This is a genomic window from Microbacterium resistens (assembly GCF_021172025.1).
Taxonomy (GTDB): domain Bacteria; phylum Actinomycetota; class Actinomycetes; order Actinomycetales; family Microbacteriaceae; genus Microbacterium; species Microbacterium resistens.
This window is the reverse complement of the sequence record NZ_CP082781.1, coordinates 3,113,830-3,131,712: the sequence shown is the minus strand read 5'-3', so window position 1 is coordinate 3,131,712 and position 17,883 is coordinate 3,113,830. Positions and strand designations below refer to the sequence as shown.

17 protein-coding genes are annotated in these 17,883 nt (G+C 73.1%); 7 read left to right on the top strand and 10 right to left on the bottom strand.

Annotation, left to right across the window (positions count from 1 at the left end):
- The first annotated feature begins 97 nt into the window (after positions 1–97).
- Positions 98–259 carry a hypothetical protein gene (locus tag K8F61_RS14840; protein ID WP_219086119.1) on the top strand — a complete coding sequence of 54 codons (162 nt, stop codon included), beginning with the start codon at positions 98–100 and terminating at the stop codon, positions 257–259.
- A gap of 241 nt (positions 260–500) precedes the next feature.
- Positions 501–1,004, top strand: a complete 504-nt coding sequence (locus K8F61_RS14835) for a hypothetical protein (protein WP_231819668.1) — start codon at positions 501–503, stop codon at positions 1,002–1,004.
- A 113-nt stretch (positions 1,005–1,117) separates the two neighbouring features.
- Here K8F61_RS14835 and K8F61_RS14830 read toward each other — a convergent pair whose 3' ends face one another.
- The 3 genes from K8F61_RS14830 to K8F61_RS14820 form a co-directional block, all read right to left on the bottom strand.
- Positions 1,118–2,371, bottom strand: coding sequence for a glycosyltransferase family 4 protein (locus K8F61_RS14830; protein WP_231819667.1), 1,254 nt, complete (start codon positions 2,369–2,371; stop codon positions 1,118–1,120).
- A 13-nt stretch (positions 2,372–2,384) separates the two neighbouring features.
- Positions 2,385–3,623 (bottom strand): glycosyltransferase, encoded by a 1,239-nt coding sequence (locus K8F61_RS14825; protein ID WP_067248410.1) that lies wholly within the window; start codon positions 3,621–3,623, stop codon positions 2,385–2,387.
- Positions 3,624–3,774: 151 nt separating this feature from the next.
- Positions 3,775–4,521, bottom strand: a complete 747-nt coding sequence (locus K8F61_RS14820; RefSeq protein ID WP_231819666.1) for an alpha/beta fold hydrolase — start codon at positions 4,519–4,521, stop codon at positions 3,775–3,777.
- A gap of 136 nt (positions 4,522–4,657) precedes the next feature.
- On the opposite strand from K8F61_RS14820, the gene K8F61_RS14815 reads away from it, so the two are divergent.
- A complete protein-coding gene (locus tag K8F61_RS14815; protein ID WP_067248407.1) occupies positions 4,658–5,248 on the top strand; it encodes a hypothetical protein in 591 nt (196 codons plus the stop codon).
- A gap of 6 nt (positions 5,249–5,254) precedes the next feature.
- Here K8F61_RS14815 and K8F61_RS14810 read toward each other — a convergent pair whose 3' ends face one another.
- The gene (locus K8F61_RS14810) at positions 5,255–5,833 is read right to left on the bottom strand and encodes a dihydrofolate reductase family protein (RefSeq protein WP_231819665.1); all 579 of its coding nucleotides are present in this window, start codon (positions 5,831–5,833) and stop codon (positions 5,255–5,257) included.
- Between the two features lie 71 nt (positions 5,834–5,904).
- Here K8F61_RS14810 and K8F61_RS14805 point away from each other — a divergent pair, with 71 nt between their 5' ends.
- The 3 genes from K8F61_RS14805 (at position 5,905) to K8F61_RS14795 (ending at position 7,663) form a co-directional block, all read left to right on the top strand.
- Complete coding sequence (locus K8F61_RS14805; protein ID WP_231819664.1) at positions 5,905–6,477, top strand: TetR/AcrR family transcriptional regulator; 573 nt, start codon at positions 5,905–5,907, stop codon at positions 6,475–6,477.
- A 123-nt stretch (positions 6,478–6,600) separates the two neighbouring features.
- Positions 6,601–7,251 (top strand): Pr6Pr family membrane protein, encoded by a 651-nt coding sequence (locus K8F61_RS14800; protein ID WP_231819663.1) that lies wholly within the window; start codon positions 6,601–6,603, stop codon positions 7,249–7,251.
- 124 nt (positions 7,252–7,375) lie between these two features.
- Positions 7,376–7,663 (top strand): hypothetical protein, encoded by a 288-nt coding sequence (locus K8F61_RS14795; RefSeq protein ID WP_231819662.1) that lies wholly within the window; start codon positions 7,376–7,378, stop codon positions 7,661–7,663.
- A 19-nt stretch (positions 7,664–7,682) separates the two neighbouring features.
- Here the strand turns inward: K8F61_RS14795 and K8F61_RS14790 are convergent, their stop codons facing one another.
- From K8F61_RS14790 to K8F61_RS14780, 3 genes are all read right to left on the bottom strand, one after another.
- On the bottom strand, positions 7,683–8,729 hold the full coding sequence (locus K8F61_RS14790) for a ribokinase (protein WP_231819661.1): 1,047 nt from the start codon (positions 8,727–8,729) through the stop codon (positions 7,683–7,685).
- The gene (locus K8F61_RS14785) at positions 8,726–9,808 is read right to left on the bottom strand and encodes a LacI family DNA-binding transcriptional regulator (protein WP_231819660.1); all 1,083 of its coding nucleotides are present in this window, start codon (positions 9,806–9,808) and stop codon (positions 8,726–8,728) included. The genes K8F61_RS14790 and K8F61_RS14785 overlap by 4 nt, the downstream gene beginning before the upstream one ends.
- Before the next feature lie 95 nt (positions 9,809–9,903).
- Positions 9,904–11,355, bottom strand: coding sequence for a flavin monoamine oxidase family protein (locus K8F61_RS14780; RefSeq protein ID WP_231819659.1), 1,452 nt, complete (start codon positions 11,353–11,355; stop codon positions 9,904–9,906).
- 183 nt (positions 11,356–11,538) lie between these two features.
- On the opposite strand from K8F61_RS14780, the gene K8F61_RS14775 reads away from it, so the two are divergent.
- Positions 11,539–11,883 carry a hypothetical protein gene (locus K8F61_RS14775; protein WP_231819658.1) on the top strand — a complete coding sequence of 115 codons (345 nt, stop codon included), beginning with the start codon at positions 11,539–11,541 and terminating at the stop codon, positions 11,881–11,883.
- 82 nt (positions 11,884–11,965) lie between these two features.
- Here K8F61_RS14775 and K8F61_RS14770 read toward each other — a convergent pair whose 3' ends face one another.
- Genes K8F61_RS14770 through K8F61_RS14760 form a run of 3 tightly spaced genes read right to left on the bottom strand, consistent with a single transcriptional unit; the run spans position 11,966 to position 17,747 of the window.
- A complete protein-coding gene (locus K8F61_RS14770) occupies positions 11,966–13,597 on the bottom strand; it encodes a fucose isomerase (RefSeq protein WP_231819657.1) in 1,632 nt (543 codons plus the stop codon).
- The gene (locus tag K8F61_RS14765; protein ID WP_231819656.1) at positions 13,594–16,230 is read right to left on the bottom strand and encodes a GH116 family glycosyl hydrolase; all 2,637 of its coding nucleotides are present in this window, start codon (positions 16,228–16,230) and stop codon (positions 13,594–13,596) included. The genes K8F61_RS14770 and K8F61_RS14765 overlap by 4 nt, the downstream gene beginning before the upstream one ends.
- A complete protein-coding gene (locus K8F61_RS14760; RefSeq protein WP_231819655.1) occupies positions 16,227–17,747 on the bottom strand; it encodes an FGGY-family carbohydrate kinase in 1,521 nt (506 codons plus the stop codon). Before K8F61_RS14760 ends, K8F61_RS14765 begins: the two co-directional genes overlap by 4 nt.
- Between the last annotated feature and the right edge of the window lie 136 nt (positions 17,748–17,883).

Below are 17,883 nucleotides of genomic sequence, written 5' to 3'. Positions count from 1 at the left end.
CCTCGGCGGCGTCTCCCTCGCACGATGGCGGTTTTCCTGCGGACTATGGCCATCCTGCCACTCGTGGCAGGATCACGTCAATCGTAGATTCTCTGCCATGATCATCGTGCTGATTCTCCTCGCCCTCGGTGTCTGGGGCATCGTCGCAACGACCGTGGAGCTCCGCCGCACCCGAGTCCGACGGATGCCGACGGACTGGTCCCGGGTCCCGGTCGATCTCCGCTCCTCCCGCAGAGGGATCGTCCGGAGGACGCCCTGACCGCGCCCGGGCTCGGATCCGGCGGCCCGCACCTCGGTTGATCGGGGCGCCGCTCCCCGCATCCGGCACCGGTCCCCGATCTGCACATCCGGGCCCGATCCGCACAGTTCCTGCGGCAGATCCTGCGCAGATCGGAACCACGTGTGCAGATCGGGACGGGAAGGCGGGGTGGAGCCGGGCGCGACCGGCCACACCGACGGGGCACCCCACAGCACGGACGCTCTCATCTATGCTCGACCGCATGAGCGACCCGCAGCCCACGCCGCCGTACGCCTCAGACCCGTCGCACGCGGGCTCGTCCCCTGCCGCACCGCCTCCCGGTGCGGTGCTCAACCCCGGACCGAGCGCCGCCGCGGCCACCGGTGCACCCGCCGGCGGCTACCCCGGTCAACCGGCCCCCGTGACACAGGGAGGGTCCGGCGGAGCGGGCAAGACCGCCTTCATCATCGCCCTGATCACCGTCCTGCTCGCCCTCGTCGGGACGATCGGGCTGCAGACGCTCATCTATTCCGGCGCGGCAGCCGGCGCCGATCGGTTCGCCCTCTACGGACTGCTCGCCGCGGTGCAGTCGTTCGTGCTGCTCGTCGGCTACGCCCTCTCTCTCATCTTCGGGATCATCGGCGCCCGCGCCGCCCGAGGCAAGGTGCTCGCCGGGATCGCGATCGGGGTCGGCGGGGCCGGGCTCGTCGGGGTCGCGTCGTCCTGGCTGATGTCGTTGATCGCACCCCTCCTCGCCGGGGCCTGACCTGCGTTTCGACTCGCTGCGCTCGCTCAACGACCGACACCGGACGACCGAGCACACCGCGTTTCGTCTCGCTCCGCTCGCTCAACGACCGACACCGGGGCGACCGGGGCCGGTCAGCCCTCGAGGACGCGCTCGTAGATCCGGATCATCGCGGCCGTCCGCGACGACTGGCGGAACGCCTCGGCCACCTCCGGATCCGGACGCGGCGCTCGGCCGGCGTCGATGTCCGCCGCGGCACCGCGCAGCGTCCGCGCGAGGGCGGCGATCCGGCGCTCCTCCCGCGCACGCGCCCCTCGGCGACCACCCGCCCCGGGGACCGCAGTCTCCGGCACGGCCCACAGCCCGCCGCGCAGCTCCGCGGCGATATCGGGGTCGCTCACCACCGTCGGCGTTCCCAGGGTCGCCGCCTCGAACGGCGTCATCCCCTGCGTCTCGAAGCCGATCGAGGTCTGCACGACCGCGTCGGCATCGGCGATGCGGGCGAGCACCTCCGGGTAGGACAACCGGCCGGCGAACCGGATCCGCGGTCGCCCGGCCCGCGCCGCGATCCGCTCGGCCGCCCGACGCTGCCCGCCGCCGCCGATGATCTCGATCTCCGCGTCCACGTCCGAGGCCACCACGGCCTCGACGAAGGGCAGCAGCCGCTTCTCCGGGCTCATCCGCCCCAGCCACACGAAGCGGGCGGGTCCCGGACGCCGGATCGACGGCGCCGCGGACCGCACGGCCTCGAGCACGTCCTCGTCGATGCCGTTCCACACGACATCCACGGGATCGAAGACGCCGTGCCGCTCCAGGCGGCGCGCGAAGTGCCCGGACGGAGCGGTCACGGCCCGCGACTCGGCGGCGATGCCGCGCAGGTACGCCCACCCGTCTCGCCCGCGGGGCTGCACGCCGACGCCGCGCAGCGCCCGGCGCCGCCAGGCGTTCAGTGCGACGAGGACCGGCCGGTGCAGCGGCGTCACGGCGGCGAGTCCGACGTCGACCCGGTTGTGCATCGTGTGGACGACGGGGATCCCGTGCCGATGCGCGTACCGGTGGCCGATGAACGCGCCCCAGAAGTCCGCCTGCACGTGCACGAGGTCTGCCGGCGGCCGCGACGCCATCGCCCGGTCCAGCGCGCGGTCGGTGCGCCGCCCCGGCCATGTCAGGGAGTACTCCCGGTCCGGAGTGATCGGCATCGAGGGGAGGTCGACGTAGCCGGTCGCGGCGTCGGGATCGATGCCCTGCGCGCGCGGGCCGTGCATCCTCGGGGCGACCACGGTCACCGTGTGCCCGGCACGCTCCAGGTATCGTCGCTGCAGCCGCATCGAGACCTGGGCGCCGCCGAGGGACTCCAGGTGCTGGTCGCTGAAGAAGACGACGTGCACGGGGGCGCGGCCGTCACTCGGGCAGCGGAGCGCCGCGGTAGAGCGCCTCGAACGTGTCGAGAGTGCGGTTGATGTCATGGATCGCGACGCCGTCGAGGGAGGCCTGCTGCATCCGCTCGTACTCGGCCGGCGACGCGGTCAGCACGTCGGTCAGGCGCGCGGCGAGCTCGTCCACGTTGCCCGGCTCGAACAGATAGCCGTTCTCGCCGTCGTGGACGAGGTGCGGAAGGGCGACGGCGTCGGCGGCGACCACCGGGAGCGCCGAGGCCATCGCCTCCATCGTCGCGATGGACTGCAGCTCGGCGATCGAGGCGATCGCGAACACCGACGCCCGCGAGTAGAGGGAGCGCAGCTTCTCGTCGGAGATGCGGCCGTGGAACGTGACGCGGTCGCCCAGCCCCAGCTCCTGCGTGAGGTTCTCCAAGGCCTTCCGCTGGTCGCCGCCGCCGACGATGTCGAACGCGACGTCCAGCGCGGGGTCGAGCTTCGTGAGCGCCCGCAGGATGACGTCGATCTGCTTCTCGGCGGTCAGCCGGCCGACGAAGATGATGCGGTTGCGCTCACGCGGGCCGATCACCGGATCGTAGTTCGAGCGGTCGATGCCGCAGCTCACGGGGATCACGTCGCCGACGTCGATCGTCCGCTCCAGGAAGTCCGCGGCGCGCCGCGTGGGCGTGGTGACCGCCCGGGTCAGCGCGAAGGTGCGGGCGGCGTCGGCCCAGGCGAGCTTCAACACGATGTCGTCGATGAACTTCGGCATCGTGGTGTGGTCGAGGATGTTCTCGGCCATCACGTGGTTGGTCGCCACGACCGGGATGCCTCGACGGTGGGCGATGCGGGACAGCCCGCGGCCGATCACGATGTGCGACTGGATGTGGACGACGTCCGGCTTGACCTCGTCGAGCACGACGCGGGCGTAGTGCTTGGATCGCCACGGCCAGACGAAGCGCAGCCAGTCGTGCGGGGCCCAGCGCACCGAGGGCAGACGGTGCAGGGTCATCGGCTCGCCCTCGATCACCTCGGTGCGGGGCTTGGTTCGCCGGTACGCCTGGTTGGGAGCCACGACATGCACGTCGTGGCCGCGCTGGACGAGGCCGGCGGCGAGGCGCTCGGCGAAGCGCGCGGCCCCGTTGATGTCGGGGGAGAACGTGTCGCATCCGATCAGGATGGTCAACGGGCCGTCGCCGGAGCGATTCGGGACGGCCGGGGTCTCGGGATCAGCCGAGGTCGGGCGGTCGTCGGGAGAGGTCACGGGGGCTGCCTATTCTGGGCCGCGGACAAGGGATTCCGCCCGGGATCGGGCGCTCGACACTCTACCCGAGGGCTCTGGGACCGCCGGGGATCCGCTGTGCGCGCCGCCGCGCAGACGTGCGGGGACCGCCGCCCCACGGTCCGGCGGGGCGTCAGTCGGACTCGTCGAGGATGCGCGCGAGCAGGTCCGGCCGCTGCAGGGGGATCCCGTGCCCGCACCCCGGTACCTCCTCGCGCACGGCGCTCGGGAGGGCGTCGTGCAGCGCCGCCGCGGAGCGGTGCATCAGCCGGCGCTCCCGCTCGCCGACGAGGATCCGGGCGCTCCCGGGGAACCGGGACCAGCCCGCCGGGATCCGGAACCGCAGGTTCGCCCCGACCGCGGCGACGAGCGTCGCGCGCGACATCGCGGCGGAGGTGCGGAGGTAGTCGGGCAGCAGCGCATCCGGGACGAACAGCTCCCTGGCCTGCGCCCGGGCGAACGCCGGGTTCCTCGCGAGACCCGCCGTGGCGGACAGCAGCGCCAGTGTCGGGCCGGTCGCCGGGGCGGGAACGGCCTGTGCGCTGACCGCCACGACGCGTTCCACGAGATCGGGCCGCTCCGAGGCCAGGAGCACCGCGAGCTGGGCGCCGAGGGAGAAGCCGGCCGCGACGGCCGGTCTCCCCGTCCGCTCCAGGAGCGCCACGAGCTCGGCGATCACCGCCTCGTGGGAGGTGTACGGGCTGCCGGCGCTGCGGTCATGTCCGGGCAGATCCGGCACGATCATGCGCCACGGGGCACGCAGACGCGCGCGCACGGGACCCCACATCCACCCGCCCACGCCGCCGCCGTGCAGCAGGAGCAGGGGCGTCGCCGTCTCGGGTCCCCGCATCTCGACGTGCACGTGGCTCCCTCCGGTCACGGGCTCGCGCGGCCCTCCTCGGAGCCTAGCGACGGGGAGCGGCCTCCGGGGCGGCTCCCGCGCGACGCGGCCCGGGTCCCCGCGGGCCGATCCGGATCCACACCCGCCCGATAGGTGCGCGCGATAGCGTGACGACATGCGCCTGCTCGCCGACGCCGACCCCGCCCGCTGGATCCCCGTGACCGGATCCCTCGGCTTCAAGGGACGCCGTCATCGCAAGGCCGCGATCCGCATGCTGCTGGGTCAGGCGAACGCCGCCGCCGGAGCCACGCCCCGCCCGGGCTCCGGCTTCGCCGCCTGGGCCATGAGCCAGGCCGCCCCGCTGCTGATGCGCAAGGCGGACGGCCGGGTCCTGGTGTGGACCTGGAAGCAGGAGCCCGAGCTGATCGTCGCGATGGCCAGTGCGCAGGAGCTCACGCCGCAGCTGCGGACCGCCCGCGCCATGATGCCGATGGAGTACGACGACACGGAGGAGTTCCGCAATCCGTATCTCGGGATCGGCGAGAAGCTCGTCGTCCCCCTTCCGCCGAACCCGTCCACTCCGCCGTTCGCCACCTACACGTGGGACACCGGGACGCACCTGATCACCCTCCAGGCGGTGTGCGGGGACCGCGAGCGGTTCGGGACCGTGCTGGGCGCGGTCGACGACCTCGCGCGCACGCTCCGCAGCGCCGACGACCTCGCCGTGGGCGAGTCGGGCCCCGTGCTGCGTCTCGACCCGGCCTGACCCGCCTCAGCGGCGCACGTACTCGGCGAGCACGACGCCGGAGTCGAACGCCGTCGTGTCCACGCGTTCGAACGTCGTCGGTGCGTAGCCGCGAGGGCCGAACAGCGGGATCCCGCCCCCGAGGAGCACGGGGTTGATCTTGAGGGCCAGCCGGTCGATCTCGTCGGCCAGGTGAGCGGCGAGCGCTCCACCCCCGCAGAGCCAGATCCCCGCGCCGTCCTCCTCCTTCAGCGCCCGGACCGTGTCGACCGGATCGGCGGCGGTGAACTCGACGCCGCCGCTTCCCTCCGGGCCCTGATGGGTGCGCGTGAAGACGATCTGCCTCAGGTGCGTGTACGGATCCGCCAGGTGGTGGTCGGGGAGGCCGACCGCGTACGTGTTCCATCCCATGAGGACGGTGTCGAACGGACCGTCCTCGACGGAGAGGCCGGCATGAGCGGCGAGGACCGTCGGCGCCGTGCCGCGGTACCGGGCCCAGATGGGCGCCATGTGATCGCCCTCCGCGAGGAAGGCGTCGAACTCGCCGCCCGGCCCCGCGATGTATCCGTCGAGGCTGACGGCGACGTAGTAGGTGAGTTGTCGCATCGTTCTCCAATAACTACAGGTGCAGTGATTGGAGACTACAACAGGTGCAGTGGTTGCGCTAGTCTCGTTGCATGGCGAAGAACGATGCGCGCCGCGCCGCGCTGGCCGATGCCGGGCTCGCGGTGCTCGCCCGCGAGGGATCCCGCGGACTCACCCACCGCGCCGTGGACGAGGCGGCGGGGGTGCCCACGGGCACGACCTCGAACTACTTCCGCAGCCGGGACGCGCTCATGGCGGGCCTGTTCGAACGGATCGGCGCCCGTCTCGCACCCACGCCGGAGGATCTGGCGCTCCGCGCCGGGCAGCGGCCGAGCCGCGCGCTCTTCGCCGACTACCTTCGCGACATCGTCCGCCGCCTCTGCGCCGACCGGGAGGTCACCCTCGCTCTGTTCGAACTGCGTCTGGAGTCGGCGCGTCGCCCCGAGCTGTCCGCGGTGCTCGCCCCGTGGCTGCGCGCCGGGTTCGAGGGGGATGTCGCGTTCAACGAGACGGCGGGTCTTCCCGGCGGCCGCCGGGAGATCGTGCTCTTCCACTACGCGATCGACGGCCTGCTGCTGGACCGCCTGACCACGCCGATCGACCCGGACCTGCCGGTCGACGACGTCGTCGACGCGCTCGTGGACGGGCTCCTCCCCGAGTCCTGACTCCGCCGCCCTGCCGATGCGGGGTCGTTCTCTGCGGGTCTCCCCCGGCCGGCGCGGAGGCCGGGTCCGTAGACTCGGGCCGGGGGCGCACCCGATCGCCCCCGGACAGGAGATGACGGGACGGTGAGGGCTCGGACCGTGGTCGCCCTCGTGCGCGTGGCCACGGCGGCGGTGTGCCTCGTCGCGCTCGTCCACCGCCTGTTCTGGGGCCTGAGCTCGCGGACCGCCGCGGGGGAGAACTTCTTCGCCTATCTCACGGTGCAGTCGAACATCGCCCTGATGCTGCTGCTGGTCGTGGCGGCGGCACTGGCCCTGCGCCGCGCCGAGGATCCGCTCTGGCTCTCCGCCGCCTATGCCCTCGTTCTCACGTGGACGCTCACCGCCGGACTCGCGTTCGGTCTCATCGTCTGGCAGGCCCATCTCCGGGGCATCCCGATGACGGTGCCGTGGTCCGATCAGCTGATCCACTACTGGCTGCCGGCGTTCTCCGCGACGGCCTGGCTCGTCACGCCCGCCCGACGGCCGGTTCCCTGGACGATCGTCCCCGCCTCCCTCGCCTTCCCGCTCGTCTGGGGAGGGTTCACGATGTGGCGGGGGCCGATCATCGGGTGGTACCCGTACTACTTCCTGGATCCCCGCCAGGTGAGCGGACCCGCGGAGTTCCTCGGCACCTCCGCCGTCGCGTTGGCGATCTTCGCGGCCGTCTCCTCCGTGCTGGTGCTCACCAGCCGGCTCCCCGGGGTGCGGTGGTCGCGTCCCGGACCCGGATCGTAGACCGCGCGTCCGATGGTCGTCCTCCCCCGCGGCGGATCCGGCGGGGTTCTCCACGGCTCCCGTCCGTGACCCCGGCGGCGCCTCCGCGGGTGACAACCTGGAGCCTCCCGAGGAGAATGGGGGGATGCAGATGACCGATCCGCAGGTGTGGACGCTCATCGGCGTGTTCGCCGCCGCGGTGCTCGGCGGCATGTCCGTCATGACGGCCCAGTTCAGCCGCGTCCTGCGATCGGAGGGCGCTCGGCTGGACGCGAAGATCGACGGACTCCGCGGAGAGGTGAACGGTCAGTTCGCGGCGATGGGCACCCGGCTCGACGCCATCGACGACCGGCTCATCCGCGTCGAGGACAAGGTCGACGACCTCGACAAGGAGGTCGCCAACCTCGCCACGAGGTTCTGGCGCTCGTCCTGAACGACGGCGGCGATGCGCGTCAGCGGCGCGATCCCTCCGCGTCTTCCGTCGCCCCGGCGTCGAGCTCCGTGACGGCCTCGTCCCCGCCCGGGAGCACGTCGTCCGACGTCGGCGAGGAGGACTGCGTCCCCTCCCGGGTCACCGCGAACGCCCCGACCCGGACGGCGAGACGCACCGCGTCGATGAGCGAGGACCCCGCCGCGAGCGAGGCGGCCAGCGATCCGACGAAGGCGTCCCCGGCGCCGGACGTGTCCACCGCGTCCACGCGCGGGGAGGCCACGTGCACGAGCCGCGCCCCCTCGGCGACCACGGCCCCGCCGGCGCCGAGGGTGAGCACGATCGACCGGGCTCCGGCGGAACGCAGCGCCTGGGCGAGGGCGGCGTCGGACCGGCGGGCGGGCGCCTCGCGGGCGGCGCTCTCGCCACCGGCCCCGGCGCCCGCGGCGAGCTGGTCCAGCAGCACGAGCGCCTCGTGCTCGTTGACGACCAGCGGGTCCGCGCGACGGAGCGTCTCGTCCGCGACCGCGCAGACGGGAGCGAGGTTCAGCAGCACCCGGCCGCCCGCGAGTGCGGCAGCGCGGTCGATCCCCTCCACGGGGATCTCCCCCTGCAGGACGAGCACGGCGGCCGCTTCGACGACGTCGGCGTGCGCCTCGATCGCCGCGGCGTCCACGAGGCCGTTGGCACCGGGCACGACGATGATCGTGTTCTCCGCGTCGTCCTCGCCCACGCTCACGAGGGCGAGCCCCGTGGGACCGGGGACGGTGGCGACCCGGCCGAGGTCGACGCCCGCCGCTGCCATGACGCCGACCGCCTCGGCCTCCCGCCCGTCGTCGCCCACGGCGCCGACCATGACGGTCGGTGCGCCGCGGCGCGCCGCCGCGACGGCCTGGTTCGCCCCCTTGCCCCCGGGAGCGAGGCTCGCCGATGTTCCGATGAGGGTCTCGCCCGGACGGGGAAGCCGTGCGGCGGTCACCCGCTGGTCGATGTTGATGGACCCGGCGACGACGACGGTTCCGTCGGCGATCGCGCGGGGGACGACGGTCGGCTGTGCCTGTGCACTCATGAGGGCTCCTTCGACAAGGGCGGGGACGGACGGACGGGCGCCGCGGGCGCGGGAGCGGGCCACGAGGAGGAGGCCCGCACGATCAGCTCGCTCGACAGGAGGATCGAGTCCGGGGCGCCTCCGGCGATGACCTCGCGGAGAAGGCGGACCGCGTGCCGCCCCATCTCCTCGACGCTGTGCGCGATCACGCTGAGCGGAGGGTTCAGCAGCGAGAACCACTCGATGTCGTCGAAGGCGATCAGCGCGACGTCCTCGCCGATCCGGTGCCCGAGGCGCTGCAGCATGGCCAGGGCCCCGACGGTCATGAGGCTGTCCGCGGCGAGCAGCGCCGTGGGCGGGTCGGGGAGCCGGAAGAGGCGATGGACGGCCGCGGATCCGCTCTCCGCCTGGAAGTCGCCGTGGTGGATCAGCGCCGGGTCCGCGTCCAGGCCCGCGTCGGCGGCGGCGTCCGCCCAGGCGGCGAGCCGGTCCCGGCCGGTCGACGCCGTCTGCGGTCCGGCGATGTAGCCGACCCGCCGGTGCCCCCGGTCACGCAGGTGCACGGCCGCCTGGCGGATCCCGGGCACGGGATCGGTGGTGACGCTCGGAACGGGGATGCCCGGGAGCACCCGGTCCACGAAGACGAGGGGGACGCCCCGGGCGAGCAGGGCCTGGATCGCACCCGGATCACCACCCCCCTGAGGAGCGACGATGACGCCGTCCGCCCGCCGAGAGATGAGCGTGTCCAGATAGCGGTCCTGCTGTGCGGGGTCCTCGTTGGCGTTGCCCAGCAGCGTGGTGTAGCCGCAGGCGAGCAGCTCCTGCTCGATGGTGTGCGCGAGATCCGCGAAGAAGGGGTTGCGGACGTCGGAGACGAGCAGGCCGATCGTGTCCGAGCGCGTGGAGCGCAATGCCCTGGCCTGCGCGTTGGGGTGGAAGTCGAGCTCGCGCGCCGCCTGCTCGACGCGCTCCCGGGATCCGGGCGAGGTCGCCGGGTGGCCCGACAGCACGCGGGAGGCGGTCGCCGGGGACACTCCGGCGCGCGCGGCCACGTCCTTGATGGTGACGACGTTCATCGACCCCTTCGCCCGATCGCTCATGGAATCGAATCCATGGATTCGATTCCATGGATTCGATTCCATGGGAGCTTAGGAGGGAGCGCGTACGGTGTCAACACGCCCGCCGCGGGACGCGGCTACTCGATCGGGTCGGGGGCGAAGCGGGACAGCGACTCCAGCGCGACGGCGAGCGCCGCCTCATCGTCGAGGTCGGCGAACTCGACGGCCGGGTCTCCCCCGACCACGCCGACGAGCACCGTGCGGTCGTCGTCGGTGCGCAGCTCCAGCCACGTCCGGAAGACGGCCGAGCCGTCCACGAGCTGCCAGAGCGAGACCGCGACGGCCGAGGCCTCCGGCGCGTCGGCGTCGGGGGTGACCGTCGCCGTCGGCTCCGGCCCGGCCCCGCCTCCCGCCTCCTCGCCCGGGCGCGGGAACGGCTCGTCGAAGAGCAGCCAGATCGTCTCGATCGCCCCCATGGCGAGGGCGGACACGGCACCACGGATCCCGAACGGAAGGGGCGGCGCGAACTCGATCCCCTGCTCCTGCAGCACTCCCAGCGGGACCGTCAGCACGACGCGGTCGAACGACAGCGCCTCGCCGGTCCCCAGCCGGACGCTCAGCCCGGCGTCGTCGTAGGCGATGCGGCTGACCGGCGAGGAGAGCGAGACCTGGACCCCGTCGAGCAACCGGTCGAACAGCGCCGTGGTGTCACCGAGCGGGACGACGAGCCCCCCGCCCCGGGGGGTCGGCGGGAACCACGACGAGGCCGTGGCGGGATCGGCGCCCGTCGCCGCGGCGAGCGCCGCGAGGACGGCGACGAGCCCGGGATCGGCCGGATCGGCGCCGTTCTCCGCGAGCGCCTGGACGAGAGAGAGGTCGGCCGGCTGCTGCCCAGCGCGCTCGACGGCGGCGGTCAGCGGCTCCTCCGAGGGGGCGTCCACCGCACCCGCGGTCCCGAGCCACTGCGGCCCGGCGACGTCCGCAGTGACCACCGCGATGTCGTCGATGCGGCTGCGGAGGTCCTCGTCGTCGGCGCCGAGGATCCATCCGCCGAGCTGGACGCCGGTCGGCCAGGCGTCGTCGGTCTCGGCATGCATCCGGCCGCCGACGCGGTCGCGGGCCTCGAGGACGGTCACGTGGGCGCCCGCGTCCGCGAGGATCCGCGCGGCGGCGGACCCGGCGAGCCCGGCGCCGATCACGGCGATCCGCTCGCCGTCGTCCATCACGTCCGCCACCGCCCGCGCCGCGCGCTCCCCCGATGCGACGGCGCCGCGCATGGTGCCCGGAGCCTCCGCGTCCGTCGCCTCCCCGGCGAGGAAGAGCCGGTCCTGCACAGATTCGGTCAGGAGCTCGCGCTGTCCCGGCTGCGCGCCGACGGGGGTGATGCTCGCCGCACCGCGGGAGAACGGGTCGGCGGACCAGGCGCTCCGCCGGACGTCGGTCGGGGCGGGCAGGCCGGTCGTCGGAGTGGGCCGGGGCATCGGGCTCCGCGTGGGCGTCCGCGTGGGCTCGGGCTCCGGCACGCAGGACGCGAGGAGCAGGGTGACGGCCCCCAATCCGGTGCCGACGAGCAGAGTTCGACGCGTCATCCTCATCGTGCCGCCAGCCTATTCCCCCTTCGCCGTTCGCCGCCTGCGATCGACGACCGGCCCGCGCCTGCCCCTCCACAGCAGACGGATGCCGCCGCCTTTCCACACGTCCCGATCTGGCGTGCGATCCCGCCTGCGGGGCGTGACAGGATCCCGCACAGAGGACAGAATGAAGGGATGGTGATGAACGATCCACAGATCTGGACGCTCATCGGCGTGTTCGCCGCGGTGATGGCGGGCGGGCTCACGCTGCTGCTGAGGCAGAACGAGCGGATCATCGCGTCGCTGCGGTCCGAGCTCACCGCGCGCTTCGACGGGCTCGAAGGGCGGATGGACGCCCGGTTCGAGGCGATGGACGCCCGGTTCGAGGCGGTCGACGCCCGGTTCGAGGCGATCGACGCCCGGTTGGAGGCGATCGACGCCCGGTTCACGACCATGGACGTCCGGCTCGACTCGATCGAGCGGCGTCTCGACGATCTGGACGGGGAGGTCGCCCACCTGGCCAGGCGTTTCTGGGGCTCGTCCTGACCCGCCGGCGACGGCGCGACGTCCGATCGGACGGCCGCGGACGGGCGCGCCCCGGTCCCCACCGGCGCGCGCCCGTCCGCGGTCAGACGGTGACGTCCCCGACGAGGTGCACGCGGATCCCCATGCCGTCGAGCATCGCGGCCTTGGCGATCAGCGCCTTGTCGGCGGTCTCCGCGTCCGGCGCGTAGACGACCTGGACGTGGTTGGCCTTGTGCCTGGCCATGAACTGATCCCTGCTCTGCCCGTGCAGCACGACGTGCGCGATCGGCCACTCCGGGTTCGTCGCCTCCTTGCGGCGGCGGGTCTCGTCGGCGGGCAGCTCGACCACCGACCCGCGGAAGAGGTCGGCCTGCAGCACCCCCTCGGCGATGTAGATCCGGGAGAGGACGACCTCGCCGGGGATCGAGACGCCGTTGATCGTGGCGCCGCCGGCGGGGAAGAAGACGTGCCCCTGCCGCCACCCCTCGGCGTTGTGCCAGCCGCCGAGGTGCGAGGCGGGCACGGACCCGGAGATCTCGTAGACCCAGACGAAGTCCCCGTCGTACTCCTCGCCCCAGCGCACGTCGTGCAGGGTGTTGTCCGGCACGAGCCCCATGGCCCGCCACACGCGGTCGGTCACGAGCGCGTCCACCGCGACGCCCTCATCGGCCTCGTTGAAATGCGGGAAGGCGCGCCCCTCGTGCAGCACCCGGGAGCCGTCGCGCGAGGTCACCGGCGGACGCTCGGTCGAGTTCAGGATCCCCTCGGCGAGATCGGAGGCCGGCACGAGGTCCTTGAGTCCCTGCTGGTACTGGATGCCGACCGCGTCCAGCCCGAAGTCGTCGGCGATCCGGAGGGCGGCGATGTACATCTTCAGCTGCCACTGCACCTGATCCCGGGTGAGCTCGGTGGCCGGGTCCTCGCCGTAGTGGAACGTCATGCCGTGTTCGATCAGCCAGTCGTAGGCGGCGTCGGCCTCGGCGTCGGCGACCGTGCGCATCTCGGCGTACAGAGCCGACTGCGACAGGCGCTCCTTGTAGATGCCGGTGGGATTGAGCAGCTCGTCGTCGAAGATCGCGTTGTACATGCCCATGCAGCCCTCGTCGAAGACGCCGATGATCGCCTTGTCTCGGCGCAGCTGAGCGGCGAGAGCCTGACCGAGCTCCTTCTCCGGCCCGTCCGGCAGCGCGGCGAGCGCACGCACATGCGAGGCGTCGTGCGCCACGCGGCCGGTCTCGGTCCAGGACCGCAGCCCCTCGCGGAACTCCTGGTCCGTGAAGTCGACGGACCACAGCGTGGAGTACGGCTTCTGCATCTTGGTGAGGCCGGCGTTCAGGCCCAGGAGCCCGACGAGGCCGGGCCAGTCCGGGGCGAAGTTGGCCACGGTGAGGATCGGTCCGCGGTGCGTGCGCAGGCCCGGCAGGACGTGGTGGGAGTACTGCCAGTTCGCGGTGACCACGGCGAGCGGGGCGTCCTCCGGGATCCGTGTGAACACCTCCATCCCCATCCGCTGGCTGGAGATGTAGCCGTGCCCGGTCTCCGGGTCCACACCGAACGGGCGGATCACGGTCCATCCGAGCTCCTCGAACACCGCGGTGACCGCGGCCTCCGCGGCGGCCTGGACGGGCCACCCGGCGACGTTGGCCGACTCGCGCAGGTCGCCCGAGGTGATGAGGTACACGGTGTTCGGCTCGGCCGCCGGCCGCGCAGTGGGGGTCGGGAGTGCGTAGGTCATGGTCTCTCCGTGGTGTCGGGGTCGGTCGGGCGGTCGGGGATGACGGCGGTGAACGAGGAGCCCGCGACCAGCCGGACGTCCCGCGCGAGCAGCCGGTCGGTCCCGGATCGGCGCAGTCGCAGTTCGGCGAGGTCCAGGGACCCGCCGTCGAGGTGGAGGGCGAGCCGGTCGGCGTCGATCTCGACCCGCCCCCAGCCCGCCGCGGTGGTGAACAGGGCGCGCAGCGGCTCGGCGCCGGACGCCGGGGCGAAGGTCAGGGTGCGTGCGGGCCCGTCCCACTGCGCACCGGTCGCCGCGATGAGCAGCCCCCAGGAGGCGAGCGAGCGCGCATAGTGGTTGCCGCACTCGATCTCGTTCCACGGATTGCGGTGCGTGCCGTCGTACCGGCTCCGCAGCGCCCGCTCCACCCGGAGCGCGTCCTCGACCCGCCCCGCGAACATCAGCGTCGTCGCGACCTGGTGCTCGATCCCGGTCCACACCTCGTCGGAGTAGACGAACGGGATCGCGGGCCGTCCGCCGCGGGGCCAGGACGCGAGCAGCAGCCCGCCCTCCTCCCCCATCGCGTACACGCGCTGCGTGCTCTCGTGGGCCGTGAGATCCGGGCGGTGGTTGTGGGACACGATCGCCCCGAGCGCGGCGTCGATGCGGTCCTCGGGGAGCAGGGGCCCGAGGCCCCCCAGGTACGCGTGGAACTGCCCGAGGAGCTGATCCGACAGCACCCCGTCGCCGTACTGGTACCGGTGCGCGTCGACGTCGTCGATCACCTGCCGGTAGTACTCGCCGTTCCAGAGCACGGCGTCCATCGCCGCCGCGACCTCGTCCGCCCGCCGGGTCCAGGCCTCGGCCCGCTCGGGCTCGCCGAGGTGCGCGGCCATGCGCGCGCCGGCGCGGAGGGCCGCGAGGTACATGCCGTTCGCGAGCGGGTCGATCCCGTGGAACTCGATGTCGTAGGTGTTGTGCAGCTCGCCGTCCAGCAGCCCGTCCCCGTCGCGGTCCCATTCCCGCGTCGCGTGGTCGAGACTGCGCACCGCTGCGGGCCAGAGCTCCCGCAGGAACGCGTCGTCGCCGCTGAAGCGCCATTCGCGGTGAAGGCGGAGGAAGGTTCCGAGCTGACCGTCGACGGCGGGGCCCATGAACCACGGCCGGGATCCGAACACCCGGTTGCCGCGGAACTTCTGCGCGCCGGACGCATCCGTCTCCAACAGGAACTCGACGCGCCGGGCGCTCCGCTCCAGGGAGGGGAACAGCCAGGCCGCCGTCTGCGCGTACGACCAGACGTGCGTGCAGGTGCCCTCGCAGGACCCTCCGTGGTCGAAGGATCCCTCCCATGCGGCGAAGACGGGGCCGTCGCCGAGCGCCGGGTTCGGCGTGTCGAGGACGAAGCAGGTGGTGGAGCGCAGGGCCGCGATGTTCGCACCGACGGCGTCCGCGACGACCGGATCCAGCGCGCCTCCGTACAGCGCGTCGACGAAAGCCACGGTGGCCCGTTCCCGCTCGGGGAGGGTCCGGTGCAGATCGACGGCCGCGGCCCAGGCGTCCGGCCACAGGGTCGCATAGTGGTTCCGGACGATCGGACCGAGGTCGGCGGAGGCCGGGTCCGCCGGGTCCGGCGCGTCGTCGAACACGATGTGCCCGTGCCAGCCGCGACGCCGGTTCGGGAAGCTCCAGGACAGCACGAACGTGAAGTCCTCCGATGCCCCCGGGCCCAGCGTGTGCACGATCCCGAGCGACCCGGTGCGGATGCGCGGGAGCTTCGCGAGCATCTCGTCCTCGGTGAGCGCCGGGGCGTGCGCGGCCGCCCCGCTCTCGTCGAGCTCGGCGAACAGTCCGCGAGGACGGTCCTCCAGGGTGAGGCGGGGCTCGGGCTCGAGGAGGCCGTCGCCGACGAGGTCGTTCCAGAACAGCCGCGCCCCGTCCGGCCAGTACCCCGTCACCCACTGCGGCTTGGCGGTCGTGGACGGATCGGTCGTGGTCAGGCTGAGCGTCCCGTAGCCCGGGTCGTCCTGGGGCAGGTCCACGTCGAAGTCGAGTCCGCGGACGTCCCCCTCCTCGCGCCAGCGCACGCGCTGCGTCGCACGCATCCCCCACGGGGCGTCCGGCCCGGGCACGCCCCGTCCCGCCGTGTGCGAGACGCTCCCCACGACGGTGACCCGCACGGCCCGCCCGGTCGGATTGGTGACCCGGTAGCGGAGCACCGCGGCGGGCATGCCGGAGGCGTCCGCGTCGAGGGGGACGAGCGGGGTGAACGCGCGCAAGGAGACGACGACGGGCAGCGTCTCGTCCTCGAAATCCACGTCGACGACGGGGTACTCACCGTGCAGCCGCGCCGCGTCCAGGCGCGGGAGTCCGGCGAGCTCGTCGAAGGGGAAGCCGGCGTCGCGGTCGCGCCGCCCCTGCGGGCGGGCCTCCAGCACGCGGGTCACCGCCTGAGCGCCCTCCGGCGCGGCATGGATCGCGAAGAACGAGTGCGGGTTGGCCCGCCCCTTGTCCGGTCCGTTCTCCAGCTCCCAGTCGCGCAGCTCGCCCCGGGCCCCGATCGAGACGTTCCCGGTGCCGATCCCGCCGAGCGGGAACGCCACCGCCTCGGCAGTGTGCGGGATGGGCCGGGCGCGGCGCGGCGCGCCGCCGGTCACGCGCGCCCCCGCTGCTCGACGGCCAGCTCATGCACGACGCCCTTCGTGACCTCGTAGAGCCGCACGTAGCGGTCGAAGAGCGCGTCGTAGACTGCGGCACGGTCCGGGTCCGGAAGGATCCGGTCGACGATCGGGTTCCAGTCCGCAATGAGCGGCGCCGGCGCCCCGGATCCCGCGGCCGCGGCGGCGGTCGCGAGGAACGCCGCGCCGTAGCTCGCACCGATCGTGTGGCGCGGCACCTCCTGCACGAGCCCGGTCGCGTCGGAGACGATCTGCATCCAGAGCCTGCCCTGGGTGCCGCCGCCGACCGCGACGATCCGGTCGATCGCGGCGCCCGCGGCCCGCATGGTCTCGACGTTGTGCCGCACCCCGAGGGCGGTGGCCTCCAGGGCCGCGCGGTAGAGGTCGCCACGACCGTGCTCCAGGGTGAGCCCCGCGATCACCCCTCGGGCGTCGGGGTCCTGGATAGGGGTGCGCTCGCCCGCGAAGTACGGGAGCATCACGAGCCCGCGCGCACCCGGACCGGACGCCTCCGCTTCGGCGAGCAGCTCCGGGTAGCCGGCGTCGGTCAGCTCCGCGAGCCACGCGGTCAGCGCCCCGGACGTCGCGAGCCCGCCCGCGAGGTTCCGCGTGCCGGGAAACGCCCCGACGGTCGTCCACATCGACGGCGTGCGGACGGTCTCGGACCCGGTCGCGACGAGGAACATCGTGGTGCCGTACATGAGCATGAGATCGCCCACACCGTGGGCGCCCACGCTCACCGCCTCCGTCCACGCGTCGATCGTGCCGACGATCACGGGAATCCCCTCGGGAAGTCCGGTCGTCTCCGCCGCCGGCGCAGTGACCGTTCCGGCGGCCTCGCCGGCCCAGGCCAGAGCGGGCGGCTCGATCGGCGCGGCGTAGCGGTCCCACCACGGGCGGTGCCAGGCCTCGGCCTCGATGTCGTACAGCGGGGACATCTGGCTCGCGGACTGGTGATCCAGCACGTAGGCGCCGGTGAGGCGCCGCGCCAGCCAGGAGGCCGGCATGTACAGCCGTCGTGCGCGCGCCCAGAGATCGGGCTCCTCATCCCGGACCCAGACGAGCTTGGGGCCTCCGGCCTGGGACGTGAGGACGGAGCCGCCGACGCGGGTGATCTCGTCCTCCCCGAGCTCCGCGTCCATGCGAGCGATCTGTGCGCCCGTGCGCGTGTCGACGCCGTAGAGGATCGCCGGGCGGACGGGGCGGTCGTCCTCGTCGGCGAGCAGGACGCAGGGGCCCATGCCGCTGACCCCGACGCCGACGATCTCGGCCGGACCCTCGTCGTCGAGTGCGGACGCCGCTCCGACGAGCTCTCGGGAGAGGGAGACGAACTCGTCCCACCACACCTCGCCGTCCATCTCGACCCAGCCGGTGTGCGGGCGGCTCACCTCGTGCGCGCGCGTTGCCTGGGCGAGGATCCGTCCATCCTCCGCGACGAGCACGCCCTTGCTGCTCGACGTGCCGACGTCGACGCCGATGGTGCACTGCACGCGCATCCTCCTCGATCGCTGTCCGCTGCTCCGCGGACGGCGATCACGCTACACGAAATCGATTTCAAGGGCAACGGATCCTCTCGTCCTCCTCCCCCGACGCGGTCGAAGACGAGTTGTCCACCGATCCGGAACCCCCGTT